The sequence below is a fragment of the Mesorhizobium sp. 10J20-29 genome, from assembly GCF_054130485.1.
The window spans coordinates 293,343-312,792 of the sequence record NZ_CP199156.1 but is presented as its reverse complement, the minus strand read 5'-3'; the positions used below and the strand labels follow the sequence as shown (position 1 = coordinate 312,792).

Here is a 19,450-nt window from a genome sequence, read left to right as displayed (position 1 = left end):
TGCAGCGTCTGGCCGCACCCGCCGCCGACGAAAAAGGCCCGCCGGTTCGCGGCGGGCCCTTTTCTGGTTCGTTGCCGCCGCGGCTCAGCCGGCCGGCGGGATCTTCAGCGTCGAGCCGATCTTGAGATCGTCCGGATTGGCGTCCGGGTTGGCGTCGGCGATCATCTTCCACTTCGTACCCGTGCCGTAATATTTCAGCGAAATGTTCCACAGCGAGTCGCCGGGCGCCACGACATGGCTTTCGCCGGCCATCGCCTCGGCAGCAGGTGCCTCGGCTTCGGCAGCCGGGGCAGCAGCCTCGGCCGGTGCTGCCTCGGCCGGTGCCGGTTCGGCGGCGACCGCCGGCGGCGTGTTGGCGATGTCGCCCGAGCCTGCCGGCAGTTCCGGCAATGCGGCTTCCGGCGCTGGTTCGGCCGGGGCCGCCTCGGCGGGTGCGGCCTCTGCCGGCATTGCCTCGGCCGCGGCGATCTCGGTGATGCGGCCGTCGAGCTTGGGCGTATAGGGCCGGTTGGCGGTCAGGTAGTCGGCGACAACCTGCTCGAGGCCCGGACCGTAGTCATAGGCGTTCTGGCCGTTCTCGGCGAAGACCTTGTAGCCGTCGCCGCCCTTGCGCATGAAGTTGTTGGTCGCCGCAAGATAGGTCTTGGCGGGATCGAGCGGCGCCCAGGCGCCGTTCTCCATCACCTCGACCGACTTGATGCGGCTGCCGGCGGGTGCTGACTTGTCGAAGGAATATTTCAGGCCGGCCACCTGGGTAAAGCGGCCGCCGCCTTCCTCGATCTCGCTGGCGCCGTTCTCGAGCGCGTCCATGACGTCCTTGCCGGTCAGCTGGAAGGTGGCCAGCGTGTTCTGGAAGGGCAGCACGGTCAGCACTTCGCCCATCGTCACGACGCCCTGGTCGATCGAGGCGCGCAGGCCGCCGCCGTTCTGGAACACGATCGATACGCCCTGGTCCTTGACGCGGTCGAGGATGGCGTCGGAGACGAGGTTGCCCATCTCGCATTCGCGGGCGCGGCAATTGTCGCGGCTGCCGTCGATCTCCTTGGTTGTCTCGGAGACCTCGCGGGTCTTCAGTTCCTCGATCGGGCCGGCGAGTTCCTTGACGCGTGCCAGCACGGTCTCGTCGGGCTTCACGGAAGCGTCGAGGAAGATCGGGTCGCCCTTGGCCTCCTTGACCACGCCGTCATCGTCGAAGGTAACCGTGAACTCGCCGAGATATTTCGAGTAGGACGCAGCCTGGGTCACCGGAACCTTGTAGCCGTCCGGGTTGTCGATCATCGTCGGGTAGGGGCCTTCGGCCTTGTCGTCGGTGTTCGACAGCAGCGAATGGGAATGACCGCCCACCACAACGTCGACGCCGGGGATCTTGGCGATCATTTCCTTGTCGCGCGGATAGCCGACGTGGGTCAGCGCGATGATCTTGTTGACGCCCTCGGCCTTCAGCTTCTCGACCTCGGCAGTGATCGTCTTGATGTCGTCCTCGATGGTGATGTCGGGACCGGGCGAGGAAATCTCGGGCGTATCGGTGGTCACCGCGCCGACGATGCCGATCTTCTGGCCGCCGACCTCGACGACCAGCGACGGCTTGATGCGGTCGCCGACCTTGGAGGCGGCGCTCGCTGCCACGTTGGCCGACAGGACCGGGAACTTGATGACGTCGAGGAACGGCGCCAGCGCCTCCTCGCCATCGTCGAACTCATGGTTGCCGACGGTCATGGCGTCGAACTTCATCAGGTTCAGGAACTCGGCTTCGGCAGCACCCTTGTAGGTCGTGTAGAAGAGCGAGCCCTGGAAATTGTCGCCGCCGTTCAAGAGCAGCACGTTCTTGCCGTCGAGCTTCTTGCGCTCGTCGGCGATCGCCGTCACCAGGCGTGCCGCGCCGCCGATGCACTTGCCCTCGGTCTCGTCCTCGGCCGAGCAGGTCGACTCATACTTGTTGTTCGACTCGATGCGGCTGTGCCAGTCGTTGATGTGCAGGATCGTCAGTTCATAGTCGGCGAAGGACGCCTGCGCCGAAAAGCCAAAGGCCGAAGCCGAAAGCGCGGCGATCGCAGCGAACTTTTTCATACGTGTCTCCCGTTGAATGCATCGACCGAGCGTCTAGCCGCTTTTGTTGACGGATTTGTCTCAGTCGGGTCGGAACAATGTTCACACCCGAATTTCGGCGATGCAAGCAAAAACGGCGCGCGCAGGCCCCGGTTCTTCGGTCGCCCTGCGGAAGTTACTTGGTGTAGTCGCGCTGGTCGGCAATGACGGCGCCGTCATTGGGCAGTCCGCCGGCTTCGGCCATTTCCACCGTGCCCGACAGCTTGGTCACTTCGCGCAGCGTCGCCGCGACGGCGGCGAGGTCCGGCCGCTCCGCGCCCGCCGGTTCGACATGCAGCGTCATGGCGTCGCGTTCGCCGTCGCGGGTAACCACCAGCCTTGCTTTCGCGATCTCCGGATGCCGGCTTACGATCTCGGCAACCTGCCTGGGATCGACGAACATGCCCTTGACCTTGGTGCGCTGGTCGGCACGGCCGCGCCAGCCGACGATCCTGATATTGCCGCGCCCGCAGGGCGAGGCACCCGGCATGATTGCCGACAGGTCGCCGGTACCGAGCCTTACCAGCGGGTAGGCCGGGTTGAAGCCGGTCACCACCACTTCGCCGACCTCGCCGTCGGGCACCGGGTCGCCGGTGCCCGGCCGCACAATCTCGACGATCAGGTTTTCGTTGACCAGCATGCCGGGATTTGGTGTGCCGTCGCTTGCTGCGCTCTCATAGGCGATGACGCCGAATTCGGCCGTCGCATAGCACTGCAGCACGCTGACGCCGCGTGCCTGGTATTCGCTGCGCAGCGAAGGAAACAGCGCGCCGCCCGAGACCAGCGCCTTGGTGAAGCAGGAGAGATCCTTGCCCATCTCGTCCGCCCGGTCGAGCATCACCTTGAGAAAATCCGGCGTGCCGCAATAGACGGATGGCCTGAGTGCCGCGGCCGCGTCCACCTGCATGTCAGTGCTGCCGGTGCCGGCTGGAAACACGGTACAGCCAAGCGCGCGGGCGCCCTCGTCGAGGATGAAGCCGCCCGGCGTCATGTGATGCGAGAAGGCATTGTGGACGATGTCGCCGGCGCGAATGCCGGCGGCGAAGAAGGCGCGTGCCGCCTGCCAGGGGTCGGCGCCGGGACCCTGCGGCTCCCAGAGCGGTCCGGGCGACAGGAAGACGCGCTGGCCGGCAAGCAGGGACAGGTCGGCGAAGCCGCCGAAGGGCGGCTCCTTGGCCTGTGCGTCCATCAGGTCGGATTTGTGCAGCACCGGCAGCCTCGCCAGCGCGGCGCGATCCTTCACCCCCGCAAGCTCGACACCGTCGAGCCAGCGCGCCAGTCCGGGCGCTCCCGCGGTTGCTTTGGCAAGAAAGCCTGGCAGGCGGCCGAACAACGCGGCCTCGCGGCTTGCAAGGTCGCGGGTTTCAAGCTCGTCGAAGTGAGCGCTCATGGTCGGCTCCTCTTCAGGATGCCGTCAGCCCGTGACCGCCGGCCGCGTCGGGCCGTCAGGCCCGTCTGGTCAGCACGAAGTTCTGGCCGCCCGAGCTGGTGCAGTTCAGCTGGTTGGTCGAGATCAGCAGGCAGTTGAAGCTGATCGGCTGCTGGCGGATCAGCGACGTGCCCGAAATCTGCACCGAGGTCGAGCCGCTGAGGAAGTAGCTGCCCTCGGCGAGTTTCTGGCCGGTATCTGTGGCCACCGTCTGGAAGATGCCGCCCGAGAAGGTCGACAGGCCGGTGCCCTGCGCGTCGATCCAGGCGCCTTCGACGCCGGAGGCCGCCCGCTGCACCGGCGGGTTGCTGGGGCCACCGCCCGACATGCAGCCGGCAAGCGCCAGCGCAACAAGGGCCGTCGCACCGGCCGAAACTAGTCTGCGCGCATTCGTCATTGGAGTATCCCTCTTCCCTCGTTCCGCCCCAAAACCTCAATCGCCCGATTTTGGAGCGAAAGCAAGGCGCGGCGGGCCTGCCGCGCCCTGCCTGAACGGTCAGCGCACCAAAACGTTGCGGAACTGCCAGGGGTCTTTTTCGTCGAGGTCTTCCTCGAACAGGCCCGGCCGCCCTTCGAGAGGCGTCCAGTCGGTGTAGTAGCCCTTGACCGGGCCGAGATAGGGCTTCTGCACCTCGAGGCAGCGGCGGTAGTCGATCTCGTCGGTCTCGACGATGCCGGCCTCCGGGTTCTCCAGTGCCCAGACCATGCCGGCCAGAACCGCCGACGTCACCTGCAGGCCGGTGGCATTCTGGTTGGGCGCGAGCTTGCGTGCCTCCTCCAGCGACAGCTGAGAGCCGTACCAGTAGGCGTTCTTGTCGTGGCCGTAGAGCAGCACGCCGAGTTCGTCGATGCCGTCGACCAGCTCGTGCTCGTCGAGCACGTGCTGCACGGGCTGGGCGCGGCCGGCCGCGCCGAACATCTCGTCGAGCGACAGCATCGCATCGTTGCACGGATGGTAGGCATAGTGGCAGGTCGGCCGGAACTGGACCTTGCCCTTCTTGGAGTGCTCGGTGAAGAAGTCTGCGATCGAGATCGCCTCGTTATGCGTGACCAGGAAGCCGTACTGCTCGCCGAGCGTCGGGCACCATGTGCGGATGCGGGTGTTGGCGCCGGGCTGCTCCAGGAAGATCGCCGCCTTCGAGCCATGCTTCTGCTTCTGGGCGTTCTTGGGCATCCACTTCTCGTGCGTGCCCCAGCCGAGTTCTGCCGGCTGCAGGCCTTCGGAAATGAAGCCTTCGACCGACCAGGTATTCCAGAACGTGTTGAAAGGCTTTGGCTTCTTGGCGCGCTGCGTGTCGCGCTCGGCGATGTGGATGCCCTTGACGCCGGCCTTGCGCATCAGCTTGGCCCAGCCTTCGCGGTCCTCGGTCGCCGGCTCGGAAAACTCCATGCCGAGGTCGCTGGCGAGGTTGACCAGCGCCTGCTTGACGAACCACGAGACCATGCCGGGATTGGCGCCGCAGCACGACACTGCCGTCGTGCCGCCGGGATTCTTCCTGACTTCCTCGCGCACCGTCTCGCGCAGCGCGTAGTTGGTGCGCGATGCGTTGTCGGCCTTGTCGTCGAAGTAGAAGCCGAGCCAGGGCTCGACCACGGTGTCGATGTAGAGCACGCCGAGCTTGCGGCAGAGCTTCATCAGTTCCAGCGAGGACGTGTCGACCGAGAGGTTGACGCAAAAGCCCTGGCCGCCGCCATTGGTCAGGAGCGGCGTCAGAAGCTTCTTGTAGTTCTTCTTGGTCACCGCCTCCTGCACGAAGGCGATGCCGCCATCGTCGAGGATCTTGCGGTCGGTGTCGCGCGGGTCGACGACCGTCATGCGCGACTTGTCGAACTTGAAATGGCGCTCGATGAGCGGCAGCGTCCCGCGGCCGATCGAACCGAAGCCAATCATCACGATCGGGCCGGTGATCTCGCCGTAGACGGGCCAGTTGGTGTTCGACATTTTGCGATACTCTCCGCTGTTGTTGCGCACTCACCATGGCTCAAAGCACAAGGCCTTGTCATAATAAAGGGCCAGAGCCGCCGATTTCCATCCCGCAATGGTCTTAGCCGGCGTGCATTTCTGCTCCTGGGCTCAGCCGCGCGGCGCCGCCGTCGAGCCGCGGAGGAGCAATTCGACAGGCATGACTACTTGCTGCGCGGGGCCGCCCGCCAGCACCATCTCGGCCGCCAGCCGTCCTTTGCCGACGACATCATGCGCCACAGTCGTCAGAGGCGGCACCGTGCGGGCCGCCTCGGCGGTGCCGTCGAAGCCGATCACAGACACGCTGCCCGGTACGTCGATACCGCGCCGTACCGCCTCGTCGAGAACGGTGATCGCCTGCCAGTCCGACATGGTGACGATGGCGGTGGCATCCGGACATTGCCCGAACACTGCAGCGCCTGCTGCCGGATCTCCGGGCGTTGTCTCGATGATCGGCATGGCTTCGATCGACAGTCCGGCCTCGGCCAGGGCGTCGCGGAATCCGTCGAGCCGCTGCTGGTCGAGATCGAAGCCCTCCATCAGCGCTCGGTCCGTTTCGCCGGGCAGGTGAATGATTGCCGGGCCGGATGTGCGGCGAATTGATAGGATGGCGAATTTGCCGTGGCCGAGCGCTGTCAGGTGGCGGATCGAGGCAAGCGCGCCGGCCCTGGCGTCTATCCGGATCGAGTTGACGTCCGAACCGGCCTCGCTTTCGAGAATGACGAAGGGCAGCCGCCGGCGCTTGGCCGAGACGACAAGGTCGATGTCCATGGCATGGCCAAGGATGAATCCGTCGACCAAGGCCTCGCGGATACTGGCAAAGCGTGTCTCGTCGGTGCCGTTGACGAGGCTGAGCGTCGCGCCGGCAGCGTCGCAGGCTTGCGCGGCGCCGCATAGCAGTTCCCGTCCATACGGGCTGCGCACCACGTCGGCGATTGCAAAGGCGCCGGGGGGCATGAAGCCGATGGCGTTGAACCTGCCTTCTTTGAGGAGCCGTCCCTTTGGATCCGGCCCCCCATAGCCGAGCAACCGCGCCGCTTCCTCGACGCGTTCCCGCAACGCCGGACGTACCGCCTCGGGCCGGTTGAATACATTCGAGACCGTGCCACGTGACACGCCTGCAGCTTTGGCGACATCGTCGAGGGTCGGCATCGTGTGTTGCTCTCTCATCCCATGATTGTCCCCCGTCCTAGAACAATTTTTGGAGCGCTCCAAGTTTTTCTTGATAGAAAACTGAAAACGGCACATCTTGTCTTTGGAGCGCTCCAAACTCCAATTTCAGGACATTGCAGCGCCTCGGAACTTCATTGCGTGAGAATGCGAAACTGGATGCTGGCGGCCAAGCCGCCGCTCTCTGAGGAGAAGGCTATGAATGCACTCAACGCGGTTCCGACGCTTGTCGGGCAATCCTTCGACTGTGTCTTCGACGCGTTTACCCCGCGGCTTACCTTTCACCCCGACGACCGGATCCGGGTCGAGGCGACCATCAGCGGCACGCGCATCGACCAGATCGTTCAGGTCGAAGTGGCCATGGTGCGGCCCAATGTCTTCGTCGTCAGCTGGGTCGAGGACAATGGCAATTTCATCGTCCAGTTGCAGGACCATGAGAACGGCATCGTCCACAATCACGCGCGGCTCGCCGACGGACAGGTTTTCCGCGCAGCGGGCCGGCTGCAGGCCGCGGCGTCGGGCTGAAACCCGTCGCCGGCCTGCCGCCCCGATGCGGCTGCGGGCACAGGCGCAATCTTTGGATCGTGCCCATTCTTGTGAAGGAGAATGCGATGGAACTCGCTTATGACAGCCATTTGCTTGCCCGGGGATTGCTGACGCTCGCGACGCTCGGCTACGGCCTCGTCACCGTCAAAGCCGACTTCAATGCCACCCATGCCACCAATCCGTTATGGACGCCGCATGCCCGCTTTCACGTCGTCTGGCAGGTGCTGAGCTATGCCGGCATCGCGCTGATCGCGCTCGGACTGATCTGGATACGTGGCCCCATGGAGACAGAGCGGCTATATCTGGCCGGCCTGCTGGGCGCCGCTCCCTATGCCGCCTTCTTCCTCGCCGTGCTGGCGCGTCCGGCCTATGGCGGGGTGCTCTACGATGACAATGGGTACCTGCCGTTCCGGCCGCCACTGGGACCGGCAGCGTGGCGGTGGGACGTCAACGTCACCGCCTTCACCATCATGTCGGTGCTTCTGGTCGCCGGCCTGCTGGCCATCTGAGCAGCAGGGCCAAAGGCCGGCTGCGCCCTGGCCATGTGCCCGCGGCTTAGGGTTTCGTGCGCGGCGCGCCGGCCAGCGCATTCTGCAGGCCCTCGCGCGTCGTGAAGCCGTCAAGATAGAGCGCCAGGATGATGGCTTCCATGTCGGAGCGCTCGACCTGATCGAGGCCGCTGTTTTCGGCGCAGTAGCGTTCGAATATCTCTTGCAGCATTGCCTGGTCTTCCGGGTCTGCTACCCCCGCGAATCTCATGTCCCCGTCTCCCCGCAATTGTTTTGATAGGTCGTGCTTTTGGCGGGAGGCCAACTTCAAGACGAAGTTTTCGCAAAGTCAATCGTTGACAGGCACTGTCAACCGTACCGTACCGTACGGTACGATTTCCTGTTGCGGGCCGCCGGCTTTCGTATTAGTTACAAGGACGAAAGGCCGTCACCGGAATGGCGGCCGCTGCATTCCAGGATATCGCCATGCCTCCCTATCGTTCACGCACCACCACCCACGGCCGCAACATGGCCGGCGCGCGCGGCCTCTGGCGCGCCACCGGCATGAAGGACGGCGATTTTGGCAAGCCGATCATCGCGGTGGTCAACTCCTTCACGCAGTTCGTGCCGGGCCACGTGCATCTCAAGGATCTCGGCCAGCTGGTGGCGCGCGAGATCGAGGCGGCCGGCGGCGTTGCCAAGGAATTCAACACCATCGCCGTCGATGACGGCATCGCCATGGGGCATGACGGCATGCTCTATTCGCTGCCGTCGCGCGAGATCATCGCCGACAGCGTCGAATACATGGTCAACGCGCATTGCGCCGACGCCATGGTCTGCATCTCCAACTGCGACAAGATCACGCCCGGCATGCTGAATGCCGCGATGCGCCTCAACATCCCGGCCGTCTTCGTCTCCGGCGGCCCGATGGAGGCCGGCAAGGCGATGCTCAAGGGCAAGCTGCAGGCGCTCGACCTCGTCGACGCCATGGTGATGGCCGCCGACGACAGCTATTCCGACGAGGAGATCGCAACCGTCGAGGAAGCGGCGTGCCCGACCTGCGGCTCGTGCTCCGGCATGTTCACCGCCAATTCGATGAACTGCCTGACCGAGGCGCTCGGCCTGTCCTTGCCCGGCAACGGCTCGACGCTCGCCACCCATTCCGACCGCAAGCGCCTGTTCGTCGAGGCCGGCCACACCATCGTCGATCTGGCCCGCCGCTATTACGAGCAGGACGACGAGACCGCGCTGCCGCGCACCATCGCCACCAAGGCGGCCTTCGAGAACGCCATGGCGCTCGACATCGCCATGGGCGGCTCGACAAACACCGTGCTGCACATCCTTGCCGCAGCACACGAGGGCGGCATCGACTTCACCATGGACGACATCGACGCGCTGTCGCGCAAGGTTCCGGTGCTGTGCAAGGTCGCGCCGGCCAAGGCCGACGTGCATATGGAAGACGTCCACCGCGCCGGCGGCATCATGGCTATCCTCGGCCAGCTCGACCGCGCCGGCCTGATCAACCGCGAGGAGCCGACCGTGCACGCGCTGACCATGGGCGACGCGCTCGACCAGTGGGACATCAGCCGCACCAATTCCGACACGGTGCGCAATTTCTTCATGGCCGCGCCCGGCGGCGTGCGCACCACGCAGGCCTTCTCCCAGTCGAACCGCTGGGCCGAGCTCGACCTCGACCGCCAGTCCGGCGCCATCCGCGCGCCCGAAAGCGCCTTCTCCAAGGATGGCGGGCTTGCCGTGCTGAAGGGCAACATCGCGCTCGACGGCTGCATCGTGAAGACCGCCGGCGTCGACGAGTCGATCCTGAAATTCACCGGACCGGCGCGCGTCTTCGAAAGCCAGGACGCCACCGTCAAGGCGATCCTGTCGAACGAGATCAATCCCGGCGACGTCATCGTCATCCGCTACGAGGGACCGCGCGGCGGCCCCGGCATGCAGGAAATGCTCTATCCGACGAGCTACCTGAAGGCCAAGGGCCTCGGAAAGGCCTGCGCGCTGGTCACCGACGGTCGCTTTTCGGGCGGCACGTCGGGTCTGTCGATCGGCCACGCCTCGCCGGAAGCCGCCGAGGGCGGCGCTATCGGCCTGGTGCGCGAGGGCGACACGGTCGAGATCGACATCCCGAACCGCACCATCAACCTCGCCGTCTCGGCCGAAGAACTGGCAACGCGGCGCGCCGCGCAGGACGCCGCCGGCTGGAAGCCCGCCGTCAAGCGCAAGCGCAACGTCACCCCGGCGCTCCGAGTCTATGCCGCCTTCGCCACTTCGGCGGCGCGCGGCGCCGTGCGCGTGGTGCCGGAAGACTAGGCTTTTCAGGCCTTGCCGAAGCGGGCAGACTGCTCCACCTGAATCGATAGGTTTGCGGAGGAGTTGGCCATGGACGAAGCGGTTGCCTGGCGGCACATGAAGGTCGCGCCCAAGGACGGGACGCGGGTCCTCGTCACGGTCCGCTCGTCGGAGCAGGGGCCGGCCGAGGTCGATGTCGCCTACTGGGCGCGCGCCGACCAGTACGGCATCGAGGGCTGGCGCTCGGCCGACTCGCATCCCGGCCAGATCGTCGCCTATGCCGATCCCGAGCTGAAATGCTGGATGCCGCTGCCCGGCGCCGGATCTGCGCCCATGCCCGAACCCTGGGACGCCGAAAGCGGCGAGGAACTGTTCGGCTCGGGCATCTGATCCTGTTGTTCGAGGCCCTGTCGGGTCAGTTCGCCGCCATCGCCGCCAGCGCCGCGACCAGCCTGTCGCGGTCGGCCGTCATGCCCTTGTAGTCGAGCTGCGCCTCGTCCAGCGCCATCAGCTGTCCGGCGAAGCTTTGCGCCAGTGCCTCCTGGTCGGAATGGCCGCGCAGCGCCGCCATCGGGTCGAGATGGATGCGGATGGTGAACAGGATGTCGCCCGTCGCAGGCAGCTTGCGCAGGGTCTGGCGCTCGACGCGGATGAAGGCACGCGCCGCCGCCTCGACGTCGCCGAAGCGAACCGGACGCCCCGTGGCGCGGTCGATGCGCTCGACATGCGACAGCGGGTGGTAGAGCGCGTCGCCGGCCTGGATCGACCAGTTGAAGCGCTCGACCGGATTGCCCGGCTGCAGCATGTCGAACATGCGGTCGATCAGCCCGGCATTGCGCGTGCCCGGCCCGAAGCCCGGCACCGGCTCGTGGATTGCCGACATCGGCCTGCCGAATTTTTCGACCAGCCGCCAGGACGAGGGAAAGCACAGCGCGCCGGCGGCAAGCCGCCAGCCGTCGTTGCCGCGCCGCATGATGATGAGGTCCTCCTGCACCAGCAGCGATGCGCGGTGCAGGGCGGGCAGGGCCCCCGGACCGTCAAGTTCCGGATGCCCGGCCACCGTCAGGCCATCGCCCGTCTCGCGGTAGCGCTCCGGAAAACGCGCCGGCAGATGCTTTTCGAGCAGCGCCAGCACCTCGTCCTGCGCGTCCTCGCTGCCTGGCTCGGCGACGAAGACCTGCGCGGCATGCTCCGCGTGGATGCGCCGCTTCTCGGCCAGCTGGAAATCGAAGGCGTCGTCGATCTCGATCCAGTTGGCGAAGTCGAGCGGCCTCAGGCCGATGGTGAAAAGCTTCGAGGAGCCGTCATAGGGCGTGTGGGTCGGGTGCTGCGGCAAGTCCTGCTCCGGGGTGATCGCCTGACGCCGATAGCGCCGGCGCCTGTCCGCCGCAAGCCGCCACGGTGACGCGGCACGGATGCCAGGCGCGGACCCTTGGTGCCGGGAAAACAGGCAGCTCAGGATGCCGCCGTGTCCGTCTTCACCTTGCGCTGGTGCGGAAAGTCGCCGGCGGCGATATAGGCCTCTTCCTCCGGCGTCGAGATGCGTCCCAGCACCTTGTTGCGGTGCGGGTGCCGGCCGAAGCGCGCGATGATCTCGCGCACCTTCTGATGCTGCCCGCTGAACAGCTCGGCAAAGCCGCGGATCGGCTCGGGCAGGGCGGCGTTCACACGATCGACGATCGCGCCCATCCTGTCGACACGCTCGAGATGGTCCGGTCCCTCGCAATGCAGGATGGCGATGTGGAAGAAGGTCTGTTCCCACGGCGCCAGCTGGTCGAAATCGCCGTTCTCGATTCCCTCCAGCGCCAGCCGCGCGGCCTTGATGTCCTGCGCGTAGGCGGCCGGCGTGTCGCGCCACAGCGAGCGCGGGAACTGGTCGAGCGCGATCAGCAGGGCCAGCCGACCGTCCGGCGTGCCGGCCCAATGGTCGAGCAGGCCCTTTGCGGCGGCCTCGGTCAGCCCGGCAAAGCGCGTCTCGATCGTCTCATGCATGCCGCCCTGCATGCGCTCTTCCCAGAAGGCGGCATGCTTTTGCGGATCGTTCTGGTGGCCGTTGTCGGGAAACCACAGCTCGAGCACCTGTTCTGGCCGGTAGTTTTCCATCTGGCTGCTGTCCCCTACCGTGATCGGGCGACCGCGGTCACCCGCCGCAATTATGTGGCCGAACAATGCGGAGAGTCCATGTTCAGCCCGGCCGAGGGGCGGTCAGACCAACTTCGCCCGGATCAGGCCGCGCAGCGAATTGCCGACGAACAGGGCTTTGGCCGCGCGCAAATTGTCGGTTGTCAGCACGGCCTCGACCGCCGCGCCGGTCTCCAGCATCTCGCCGCGCAGCACGCCGGCCAGCAGACCGCAGGACAGGGCAGGGGTGCGCAGCACGCCGCCATCGCCGAAATCCACGAACAGGCTGGTGATCGTGCCTTCGCAGGCCTCCTCCCGCTCGTTCAGGAGCAGTACCTCGTCAGCCTCGGCCAGCGGAAATTCGCTGCGCGCCCTGTCATAGGCGTCGCGCCGTGTCGTCTTGTGGCGCAGCAGCGCATCGCCGGAACAGAGCTGCGTCTCGGCCAGCTTCAGTCGCCATATGGTCTCGTCCGGTTGCAGGCTGAAGCCCTGCGCCGTCGCCTGCGCCCGGCCGTCTGCCGCCATTGTCAGCCGCACGCGCCTCATCGCCTCCGCGTCGCTGACCGCGCCTGCCAGCGCCGCGCGGACCGCGGTCCTGTCGCAGGCAAAGCCAAGTTCGCGCGCCGAGTCCTGCAGCCGCGCCAGATGCCGCTCGAGCCGCAAGAATCCCTCGTCCGGCTCCCAGCGCAGCGTCTCGATCAGTTCGAGGCTGGCGGGCGTCCCGTCGCGTAGCGCGCCTTCAGCAGGCATTCGGCATATTCCTCCTCGGCGGTCGAATCGAAGACGACGCCGCCGCCAACATTGTAGACGGCCTCGCCGTCGGGAAAGAGCGTGATGGTGCGGATTGCCACGTTGAAGCGCATCCGTCCGCCGGGCTCCACCCAGCCGACGGCGCCGCAATAGGCGTTGCGCGGCGCGCTCTCCAGCTCGCGCAGGATCTGCATGGCGCGGATCTTTGGCGCGCCGGTGATCGAGCCGCAGGGAAAGAGCGCCGCAAAGATCTCGCGGATCGTCAGGCCGGGCAGCAGCCTTGCCCGCACCGTGCTCACCATCTGGTGCACGGTGGCAAAGCTCTCGATGCGGAACATCTCCGGCACGTCGAGCGTGCCGACCTCGGAAATCAGCGAGATGTCGTTGCGCAACAGGTCGACGATCATCCGGTTCTCGGCCTGGTTCTTCGGGTCGTTGAGCAGGAAGCGCTTCAGTTCCTCGTCTTCCTCGCGCGTCGCGCCGCGCGGAGCCGTGCCCTTCATCGGATGGGTCTCGATCCAGCCATCCTCGTCGGTCTCGAAGAAGAGTTCGGGCGAGCGCGACAGGATCACCGGGCCGCCGAGCTCGGCCAGCGCGCCGTATTTCACCGGCTGGCGCGCGGCCAGCGCGTCGAAGGCCGACAGCGGGTCGCCGGTCCAGTTCGCCTCGACCGGGAAGGTGAGGTTCGCCTGGTAGCAGTCGCCTTCGCGCAGGTGCCGGTGCACGCGCTCGAAGCGGCTTCTGTAGTCCTCGAAGGACCAGGTCTCGCGCACGCCGAAAATCGGCCCGTTTGTCGCCGGCACGCGGTCGGCCGGCAGGCTCGTCTCCGAGGGACCATCGAACACGCCGAGCCGGCAGAGCGGCACGCGCCGGCCTTCCGGGAGCAGTGGCCTAAGCTTCGGCTCGAGAAGATAACCGGCCTCGTAGGAAAAATAGCCGGCGAGCCACTTTCCGCCGCGCCGCGCCGCCTCCGCCCGTTCCAGCGCCGCGTCGTATTCCTCCGGCGTCTCGGCCGTGATGATCTCGACCGGCCGGTCGAACAGCAGCTCGTCACCCGAAAAATCGTCGCGGAACAGGATGTAGGGAGGCGAGAGGATCATGAAAGGCCCGCGACCGTGCTCAATTCTTGCCAGATCGCTGGACGCGAACTCGTCAGTCCAGCGCTTCCAGCTCGTCGATCAGCCCGCTGATCACCGAAAGCCCGATCTGCCAGAATTTCGGGTCCGTCGCGTCGAGCCCGAACGGCTTCAGCAGCTCCGAGTGATGCTTGGTGCCGCCGGCCTTCAGCATCTCGAAATACTTGTCCTGAAAGCCGCGCTCGGCGTTCTGGTAGACCGCGTAGAGCGAGTTCACCAGGCAGTCGCCGAAGGCGTAGGCATAGACGTAGAAGGGCGAATGGATGAAGTGCGGGATATAGGTCCAGAATGTCTCGTAGCCGTCGCGCAGCTTCACCGCAGGCCCAAGGCTTTCGGCCTGAACTTCCAGCCAGAACCGGCCGAGCTGGTCCGACGTCAGCTCGCCGTTGCGGCGCTCGGCGTGCACCTTGCGCTCGAATTCGTAAAACGCGATCTGGCGCACCACCGTGTTGATCATGTCCTCGACCTTCTGGGCCAGCATCGCCTTGCGTTCGCGCCGGTCCCTGGTCTGGTCGAGCAGCATGCGGAAGGTCAGCATCTCGCCGAACACCGAGGCCGTCTCGGCCAGCGTCAGCGGCGTCGAGGCCATCAGCGGCCCCTGCGCCCCTGCCAGCACCTGGTGCACGCCGTGGCCGAGTTCGTGGGCCAGCGTCATCACGTCGCGCGGCTTGCCCATGTAGTTGAGCAGCACGTAGGGATGCGCCGAGGGCACCGTCGGATGCGCGAAGGCGCCCGGCGTCTTGCCCGGCCGCACCGGCGCATCGATCCAGTTGCGGTCGAAGAAAGTGCGCGCGATGTCGGCCATTTCCGGCGAAAAGCGCTGGTAGGCCGACAGCACCGTATCCTTCGCTTGGTCCCATCCGATCGTCGCCTGCGGGGTTTCGGCAAGCGGCGCGTTGCGGTCCCAGTGGTTCATGACATCCATGCCGAGCCAGCGCGCCTTCATCTTATAGTAGCGGTGCGACAGGCGCGGATAGGCTTCGTGAACGGCGGCGGCGAGCGCATCCACGATGCTCTTCTCGACGCGGTTGGCGAGATGGCGTGAATCGGCAATGTCCTGGAATCCGCGCCAGCGGTCGGAGATTTCCTTGTCCTTGGCCAGCGTGTTGGTGATCAGCGTGAAGGTGCGCAGATTCTCGCCGAAGGTCGCGGCCAGCGCTTCGGAAGCCTGCTTGCGCACTTCTCCATTGGCATCCTGCAACCGGTTCAGCGTCGGCTCGAGCGACAGCTGCTCGCCGTCTATGTCGAATCGCAGGTCGGTCATCGTCTCGTCGAACAGCCGGTTCCAGGCGCCGCGCCCAGTGATCGACTTCTCGTGGAACAGTTGCTCGATGCGATCCTCGAGCTGGTAGGGGCGGTCCTTCCTGAGATCGAGAATCCACGGCCGGTAGTGGCCGAAGGCCGGGTCGGCGTCCATCGCCTTGAGAATCAGGTCGTCGTCGATCAGATTGAGCTCGAGCGCGAAGAACAGCAGATGCGCGCTGGCGTCCGTCATCTTCTCCTGGATATCGCCATAGAGCTTGGCGCGCTGCGGATCGGAAGTGTCGCCGGCATAGACCAGGCCGCCATAGGAAGCGATCTTGCCGATCAGTTCCTCCAGCGACTCGAAGTCGCGCAGCGCCTCGCCGAGCTTGCCGTCGCCGCCCTTTTCAGCCTCGGCCGCCAGCGTTCCCTTCCAGCGGCTTTCGAAAGCCGAGGCATCGCGCGCCGCGCGGTCGAGGTCGGCCTGCAGTTCCGGCGCATGAATGCCCGCATAAAGATCGGTCAGGTTCCATTCGGGCAGGTCGCCGAGCGCCGCGGCAGCGCCGCCCTGCGCACCCTCGGGCGCATCCGTCTTGTGTCCCAGCATCGTCCGCATCACGCTCGCCTTCCGGTTCGGCAACAAATCCAGTTCCGGCCTAAAGACTTCATTCACCGGCTTTCTTGAAGCCCTGTTTAGAACCCTGTGCCAGGATGATCCATACGCCAACGACGGCGCGCAACGCATGTTCCCAGTATCTCATGGCAGTTTCCATCCTCATAGTCGATGACGATCCAGTGCAGCGTCGCCTGCTCGAGGCGGCGGTCGTCCGGTTCGGCTATGCGGCGGTGACGGCGGATGGCGGCGAGGCCGCGCTGGCGGTGCTCGAGGGCCCCTCCGGCGGCGAAATCGGCGCTGTCATTCTCGACCTCGTGATGCCCGGTCTCGACGGCCTCGGCGTGCTCGAAGCCATGCACCAGCGCGGCATGGCGCTGCCCGTGGTGGTGCAGACCGCGCAGGGCGGCATCGACATCGTGGTCTCGGCGATGCGCGCCGGCGCCTTCGATTTCGTGGTCAAGCCTGCCTCGCCCGAGAGGTTGCGCGTGGCGCTCGCCAGCGCGCTCAAGGTCGAGGCGCTCGAGGTCGAACAGCGACGCAGCACGAAGCGCGCCGGCAGCGTCTCCTTCAAGGATATCGTCACCCGCAGCCCGGCCATGGAGCGGGTCATCAGGCTCGCCCAGAAGGCGGCCGCCTCGAACATCCCGATCCTCATCGAGGGCGAATCGGGCGTCGGCAAGGAACTGGTCGCGCGCGCCATCCAGGCCGCCGGCGACCGCAAGTCGAAGCCCTTCGTCACCGTCAATTGTGGCGCCATCCCCGACAATCTCGTCGAGAGCATCCTGTTCGGCCACGAGAAGGGCTCATTCACGGGCGCGACAGAAAAGCACACCGGCAAGTTCGTCGAGGCGCACTCGGGCACGCTGTTTCTCGACGAGATCGGCGACCTGCCGCTCGACGTCCAGGTCAAGCTGCTGCGCGCGGTGCAGGACGGCGAGGTCGACCCGGTCGGCGGCAAGTCGACCGTCCGCGTCGACATCCGCCTGATCTCGGCGACCCATCGCGATCTCCTGCAGCAGGTCAAGGACGGAAAATTCCGCGAGGACCTGTTCTACCGGCTGAACGTCTATCCGATCGTCGTGCCGCCGCTGCGCGACCGGCGCGCCGACATCCCGCAGCTGGTGCGTCATTTCATGGCGCGCGTGCAACTCGGCAGGGGTGCGACGCGCATAAACGCCATCTCGGAAAGCGCGCTCGCCATGCTCGGCGCCTATGACTGGCCCGGCAACATCAGGCAGCTCGAAAACGCGGTTTTCCGGGCTTGCGTGCTGTGCGAAGGCGATATCCTGACCGAGGAAGAGTTCCCGCAGATCCGCGCCCAGGTCGAAGGCGTCGTCGATCTCGACGCCGCACCGGTGGCTGCGGCAGCACCGGCGGTCGTTGCGCCACCGGCACGTGCTGCCGAGCCGGCGGCGCCGTCCTTCGGCATCCTCAGGGCGCTCGACGAACGCGGCAATGTTCGCACGCTCGCCGATATCGAGCTGGAAATGGTGCGCCTGGCCATCGACCACTACCAGGGTCAGATGAGCGAAGTGGCCCGGCGTCTGGGGATAGGGCGCTCGACGCTCTACAGGAAGCTCAAGGAATATGGTATCGATCCCGAGACGGGACGACCCGACCGCACCATGCAGTGACAGCCACGCTCAAGCCCGGTCGGCTAGGATTTGATTTAAACCTGTGGTTTACCAAGATACCGACCGTTCGTTTTGTGCCGGATTATCGCCATGGTCTTACCGCATTTCGACTTCAATAAGAAGGGATTAACCATTAGGATTGATGATCGGATGCTACTCCAAAACATCCGTGCGTCGTCCTCGGGGACACACCGTATTCTGCAAGGCCTTTGAATTGAACAGCATCGACCGACCCACAAAACGGCGGAACTCGAAGGCCTCAGTCTGGCCTGTTTGGCTGACCGGTTTGATGCTGGCGCTGGCCACCATGCTTCTGGCGGTGCCCGCGGCGAATGCGGAAACCCGCACGCTCAAGCTCTATTTCGTTCACACCAAGGAACGCGCCGAGATTACCTTCAAGCGCAACGGCCGCTACGACCAGTCCGGCCTGAAGAAGATCAACAATTTCCTGCGCGACTGGCGCCGCAACGAGCCGACCAAGATGGATCCGCGCCTGCTCGACCTGGTGTGGGAAACCTACCAGTCGGTCGGCGCCCGTGACTACATCCACGTCGTTTCCGCCTACCGCTCGCCGGCCACGAACTCGATGCTGCGCAAGCGCTCCAAGGGCGTTGCCCAGAAGAGCCAGCACACGCTCGGCAAGGCGATGGACTTCTACATCCCCGGCGTGCCGCTGAAGAAGCTGCGCGATACCGGCCTCAGGATGCAGACCGGCGGCGTCGGCTACTATCCGCGCTCCGGCTCGCCCTTCGTGCATCTCGACGTCGGCAGCGTGCGCCACTGGCCGCGCATGAGCCGCCAGGAACTGGTCAGCGTGTTCCCGAACGGCAAGACGCTGCATGTGCCTTCCGACGGCAAGCCGCTGCCCGGCTACGAGACGGCGGTCGCCTCCTACGAATCGCGCAAGAAGAGCGGCACCACCGCCCTGGCGCTCGCCAGCGCCGGCCCGAGCGTCAAGACGCGTACGGGCGGCCTGCTTTCGGCACTGTTCGGCGGCGGCGCCGACGAGGAAGAAGACAATAGCTCGGGCGAGGAAGAGGTCGCGGTGGCGAGCCTCTCGCAGCGTTCGACCACGGCCACGGCAGCCAGCTCCGGCGGCGGTATCGCCATCGTCCCGCCCGAACTCGCCAACCCGGCCGACATCAGCGGCTCGATTGAACGCGAGGAAACGCCCGGCACCATCATCGCCGCGCTGCCGGCCAGAAGCATTCCGCTGCCCGGCTTCGCGCCGCGGCCGCAGGTCGACGTCGGACCGGCCGACATTCCGTTCGGCATGGCCCAGGCGCCGCTTGAAGCCGCAAACGTGCGCTTCGGCGCGGCCGAGACACCGCTTGAAGGCGATCCCGGCGAGGAAGAGGGCGATCTTGCCGAGGGCAACATTCCGTTCCCGACCTTCCGCCCCGATCTCGGCCAGGACGACCAGTCTGCGCTCGTGGCGCTTGCCGCGCCGCTGCCCGAGGCTCGGCCCTCGAGCGACGAGCTGCTGCTTGCCAGCCTCGAGGATTCCGGCGGGGCTGCGGCCAAGAGCACCAGGCTTGCCGTGCTGTCGCCGCCGGCATCGCCCAAGACTGCCTATTCGCGCCTCGGCGATGGTCCGCTGCCGGCCCCCTCGGGTGCTGTCCGCACCACCGAGAAGTCGGCGCGCGCCCGCGTTGCCGATACCAGGCCTTCGCCTAAGCCGCTGGTCGTCGCCGCCCAGCCCGAGGCCGCCCGGTGGGCACTCGACGACGGCGAAAGCCAGCTCGCCTATGGCGGGGCAAGCTCGCCGACGGCGCGCCTGATCCTCGCCGCCGTGCCCGAGCAGGTCTATGCCGCCGGTTTCCAGCGCAATGCGGTGGTTGCCGACGCCGGCCGCTTCACCGGCAAGGCCGTCAGCTTCATGCCGGTCGCCCGCTTCCAGACCAACTGACGGGCCGGCCGCACGCGGCCCGCCTTATCCGACAACCGCTAGGCACCCGCAGCGCCG

Annotated in this window: 17 protein-coding genes; 6 read left to right on the top strand and 11 right to left on the bottom strand. The window is 66.0% G+C overall.

The window, feature by feature from the left end; genetic code table 11:
• Positions 1 to 84 precede the first annotated feature (84 nt).
• The 5 genes from ACT2BZ_RS01580 to ACT2BZ_RS01560 form a co-directional block, all read right to left on the bottom strand.
• Positions 85 to 2,067, bottom strand: coding sequence for a 5'-nucleotidase C-terminal domain-containing protein (locus tag ACT2BZ_RS01580; RefSeq protein ID WP_457938794.1), 1,983 nt, complete (start codon positions 2,065 to 2,067; stop codon positions 85 to 87).
• A gap of 154 nt (positions 2,068 to 2,221) precedes the next feature.
• The gene (locus tag ACT2BZ_RS01575) at positions 2,222 to 3,475 is read right to left on the bottom strand and encodes a phenylacetate--CoA ligase family protein (RefSeq protein ID WP_457938793.1); all 1,254 of its coding nucleotides are present in this window, start codon (positions 3,473 to 3,475) and stop codon (positions 2,222 to 2,224) included.
• Between the two features lie 55 nt (positions 3,476 to 3,530).
• On the bottom strand, positions 3,531 to 3,911 hold the full coding sequence (locus tag ACT2BZ_RS01570) for a hypothetical protein (RefSeq protein WP_457938792.1): 381 nt from the start codon (positions 3,909 to 3,911) through the stop codon (positions 3,531 to 3,533).
• 99 nt (positions 3,912 to 4,010) lie between these two features.
• A complete protein-coding gene (locus ACT2BZ_RS01565) occupies positions 4,011 to 5,456 on the bottom strand; it encodes a homospermidine synthase (RefSeq protein ID WP_457938791.1) in 1,446 nt (481 codons plus the stop codon).
• Between the two features lie 132 nt (positions 5,457 to 5,588).
• A complete protein-coding gene (locus ACT2BZ_RS01560) occupies positions 5,589 to 6,629 on the bottom strand; it encodes a LacI family DNA-binding transcriptional regulator (protein ID WP_457938789.1) in 1,041 nt (346 codons plus the stop codon).
• 216 nt (positions 6,630 to 6,845) lie between these two features.
• Here ACT2BZ_RS01560 and ACT2BZ_RS01555 point away from each other — a divergent pair, with 216 nt between their 5' ends.
• Positions 6,846 to 7,172, top strand: a complete 327-nt coding sequence (locus tag ACT2BZ_RS01555; RefSeq protein ID WP_457938787.1) for a MoaF-related domain-containing protein — start codon at positions 6,846 to 6,848, stop codon at positions 7,170 to 7,172.
• Between the two features lie 86 nt (positions 7,173 to 7,258).
• Complete coding sequence (locus ACT2BZ_RS01550) at positions 7,259 to 7,702, top strand: hypothetical protein (protein ID WP_457938786.1); 444 nt, start codon at positions 7,259 to 7,261, stop codon at positions 7,700 to 7,702.
• 46 nt (positions 7,703 to 7,748) lie between these two features.
• Here ACT2BZ_RS01550 and ACT2BZ_RS01545 read toward each other — a convergent pair whose 3' ends face one another.
• Positions 7,749 to 7,952: a hypothetical protein gene (locus tag ACT2BZ_RS01545; RefSeq protein ID WP_457938784.1), complete on the bottom strand. Its 204-nt coding sequence runs from the start codon at positions 7,950 to 7,952 to the stop codon at positions 7,749 to 7,751.
• 215 nt (positions 7,953 to 8,167) lie between these two features.
• On the opposite strand from ACT2BZ_RS01545, the gene ilvD reads away from it, so the two are divergent.
• Together ilvD and ACT2BZ_RS01535 are read left to right on the top strand one after the other, a co-directional pair.
• Positions 8,168 to 10,006, top strand: coding sequence for a dihydroxy-acid dehydratase (gene ilvD / locus ACT2BZ_RS01540; RefSeq protein WP_457938783.1), 1,839 nt, complete (start codon positions 8,168 to 8,170; stop codon positions 10,004 to 10,006).
• 69 nt (positions 10,007 to 10,075) lie between these two features.
• Positions 10,076 to 10,375 carry a hypothetical protein gene (locus tag ACT2BZ_RS01535; RefSeq protein ID WP_457938782.1) on the top strand — a complete coding sequence of 100 codons (300 nt, stop codon included), beginning with the start codon at positions 10,076 to 10,078 and terminating at the stop codon, positions 10,373 to 10,375.
• 25 nt (positions 10,376 to 10,400) lie between these two features.
• Here ACT2BZ_RS01535 and ACT2BZ_RS01530 read toward each other — a convergent pair whose 3' ends face one another.
• From ACT2BZ_RS01530 to ACT2BZ_RS01510, 5 genes are all read right to left on the bottom strand, one after another.
• Entirely contained in the window at positions 10,401 to 11,321 is a 921-nt protein-coding gene (locus tag ACT2BZ_RS01530) for a heme-dependent oxidative N-demethylase family protein (protein WP_457938781.1), read from the bottom strand.
• Between the two features lie 119 nt (positions 11,322 to 11,440).
• The gene (locus tag ACT2BZ_RS01525; RefSeq protein WP_457938780.1) at positions 11,441 to 12,088 is read right to left on the bottom strand and encodes a DUF924 family protein; all 648 of its coding nucleotides are present in this window, start codon (positions 12,086 to 12,088) and stop codon (positions 11,441 to 11,443) included.
• A 102-nt stretch (positions 12,089 to 12,190) separates the two neighbouring features.
• Positions 12,191 to 12,856 carry an aminotransferase class IV family protein gene (locus ACT2BZ_RS01520; protein WP_457938778.1) on the bottom strand — a complete coding sequence of 222 codons (666 nt, stop codon included), beginning with the start codon at positions 12,854 to 12,856 and terminating at the stop codon, positions 12,191 to 12,193.
• Complete coding sequence (locus tag ACT2BZ_RS01515) at positions 12,805 to 13,956, bottom strand: aminodeoxychorismate synthase component I (RefSeq protein WP_457938777.1); 1,152 nt, start codon at positions 13,954 to 13,956, stop codon at positions 12,805 to 12,807. Before ACT2BZ_RS01515 ends, ACT2BZ_RS01520 begins: the two co-directional genes overlap by 52 nt.
• Positions 13,957 to 14,008: 52 nt before the next feature.
• Positions 14,009 to 15,841 (bottom strand): M3 family oligoendopeptidase, encoded by a 1,833-nt coding sequence (locus ACT2BZ_RS01510; protein ID WP_457941444.1) that lies wholly within the window; start codon positions 15,839 to 15,841, stop codon positions 14,009 to 14,011.
• A 152-nt stretch (positions 15,842 to 15,993) separates the two neighbouring features.
• Between ACT2BZ_RS01510 and ACT2BZ_RS01505 the strand changes: the two genes are divergently transcribed.
• Together ACT2BZ_RS01505 and ACT2BZ_RS01500 are read left to right on the top strand one after the other, a co-directional pair.
• A complete protein-coding gene (locus ACT2BZ_RS01505) occupies positions 15,994 to 17,484 on the top strand; it encodes a sigma-54-dependent transcriptional regulator (RefSeq protein WP_457938775.1) in 1,491 nt (496 codons plus the stop codon).
• Between the two features lie 289 nt (positions 17,485 to 17,773).
• Positions 17,774 to 19,393 carry a DUF882 domain-containing protein gene (locus ACT2BZ_RS01500; RefSeq protein WP_457938773.1) on the top strand — a complete coding sequence of 540 codons (1,620 nt, stop codon included), beginning with the start codon at positions 17,774 to 17,776 and terminating at the stop codon, positions 19,391 to 19,393.
• Positions 19,394 to 19,450: the final 57 nt, after the last annotated feature.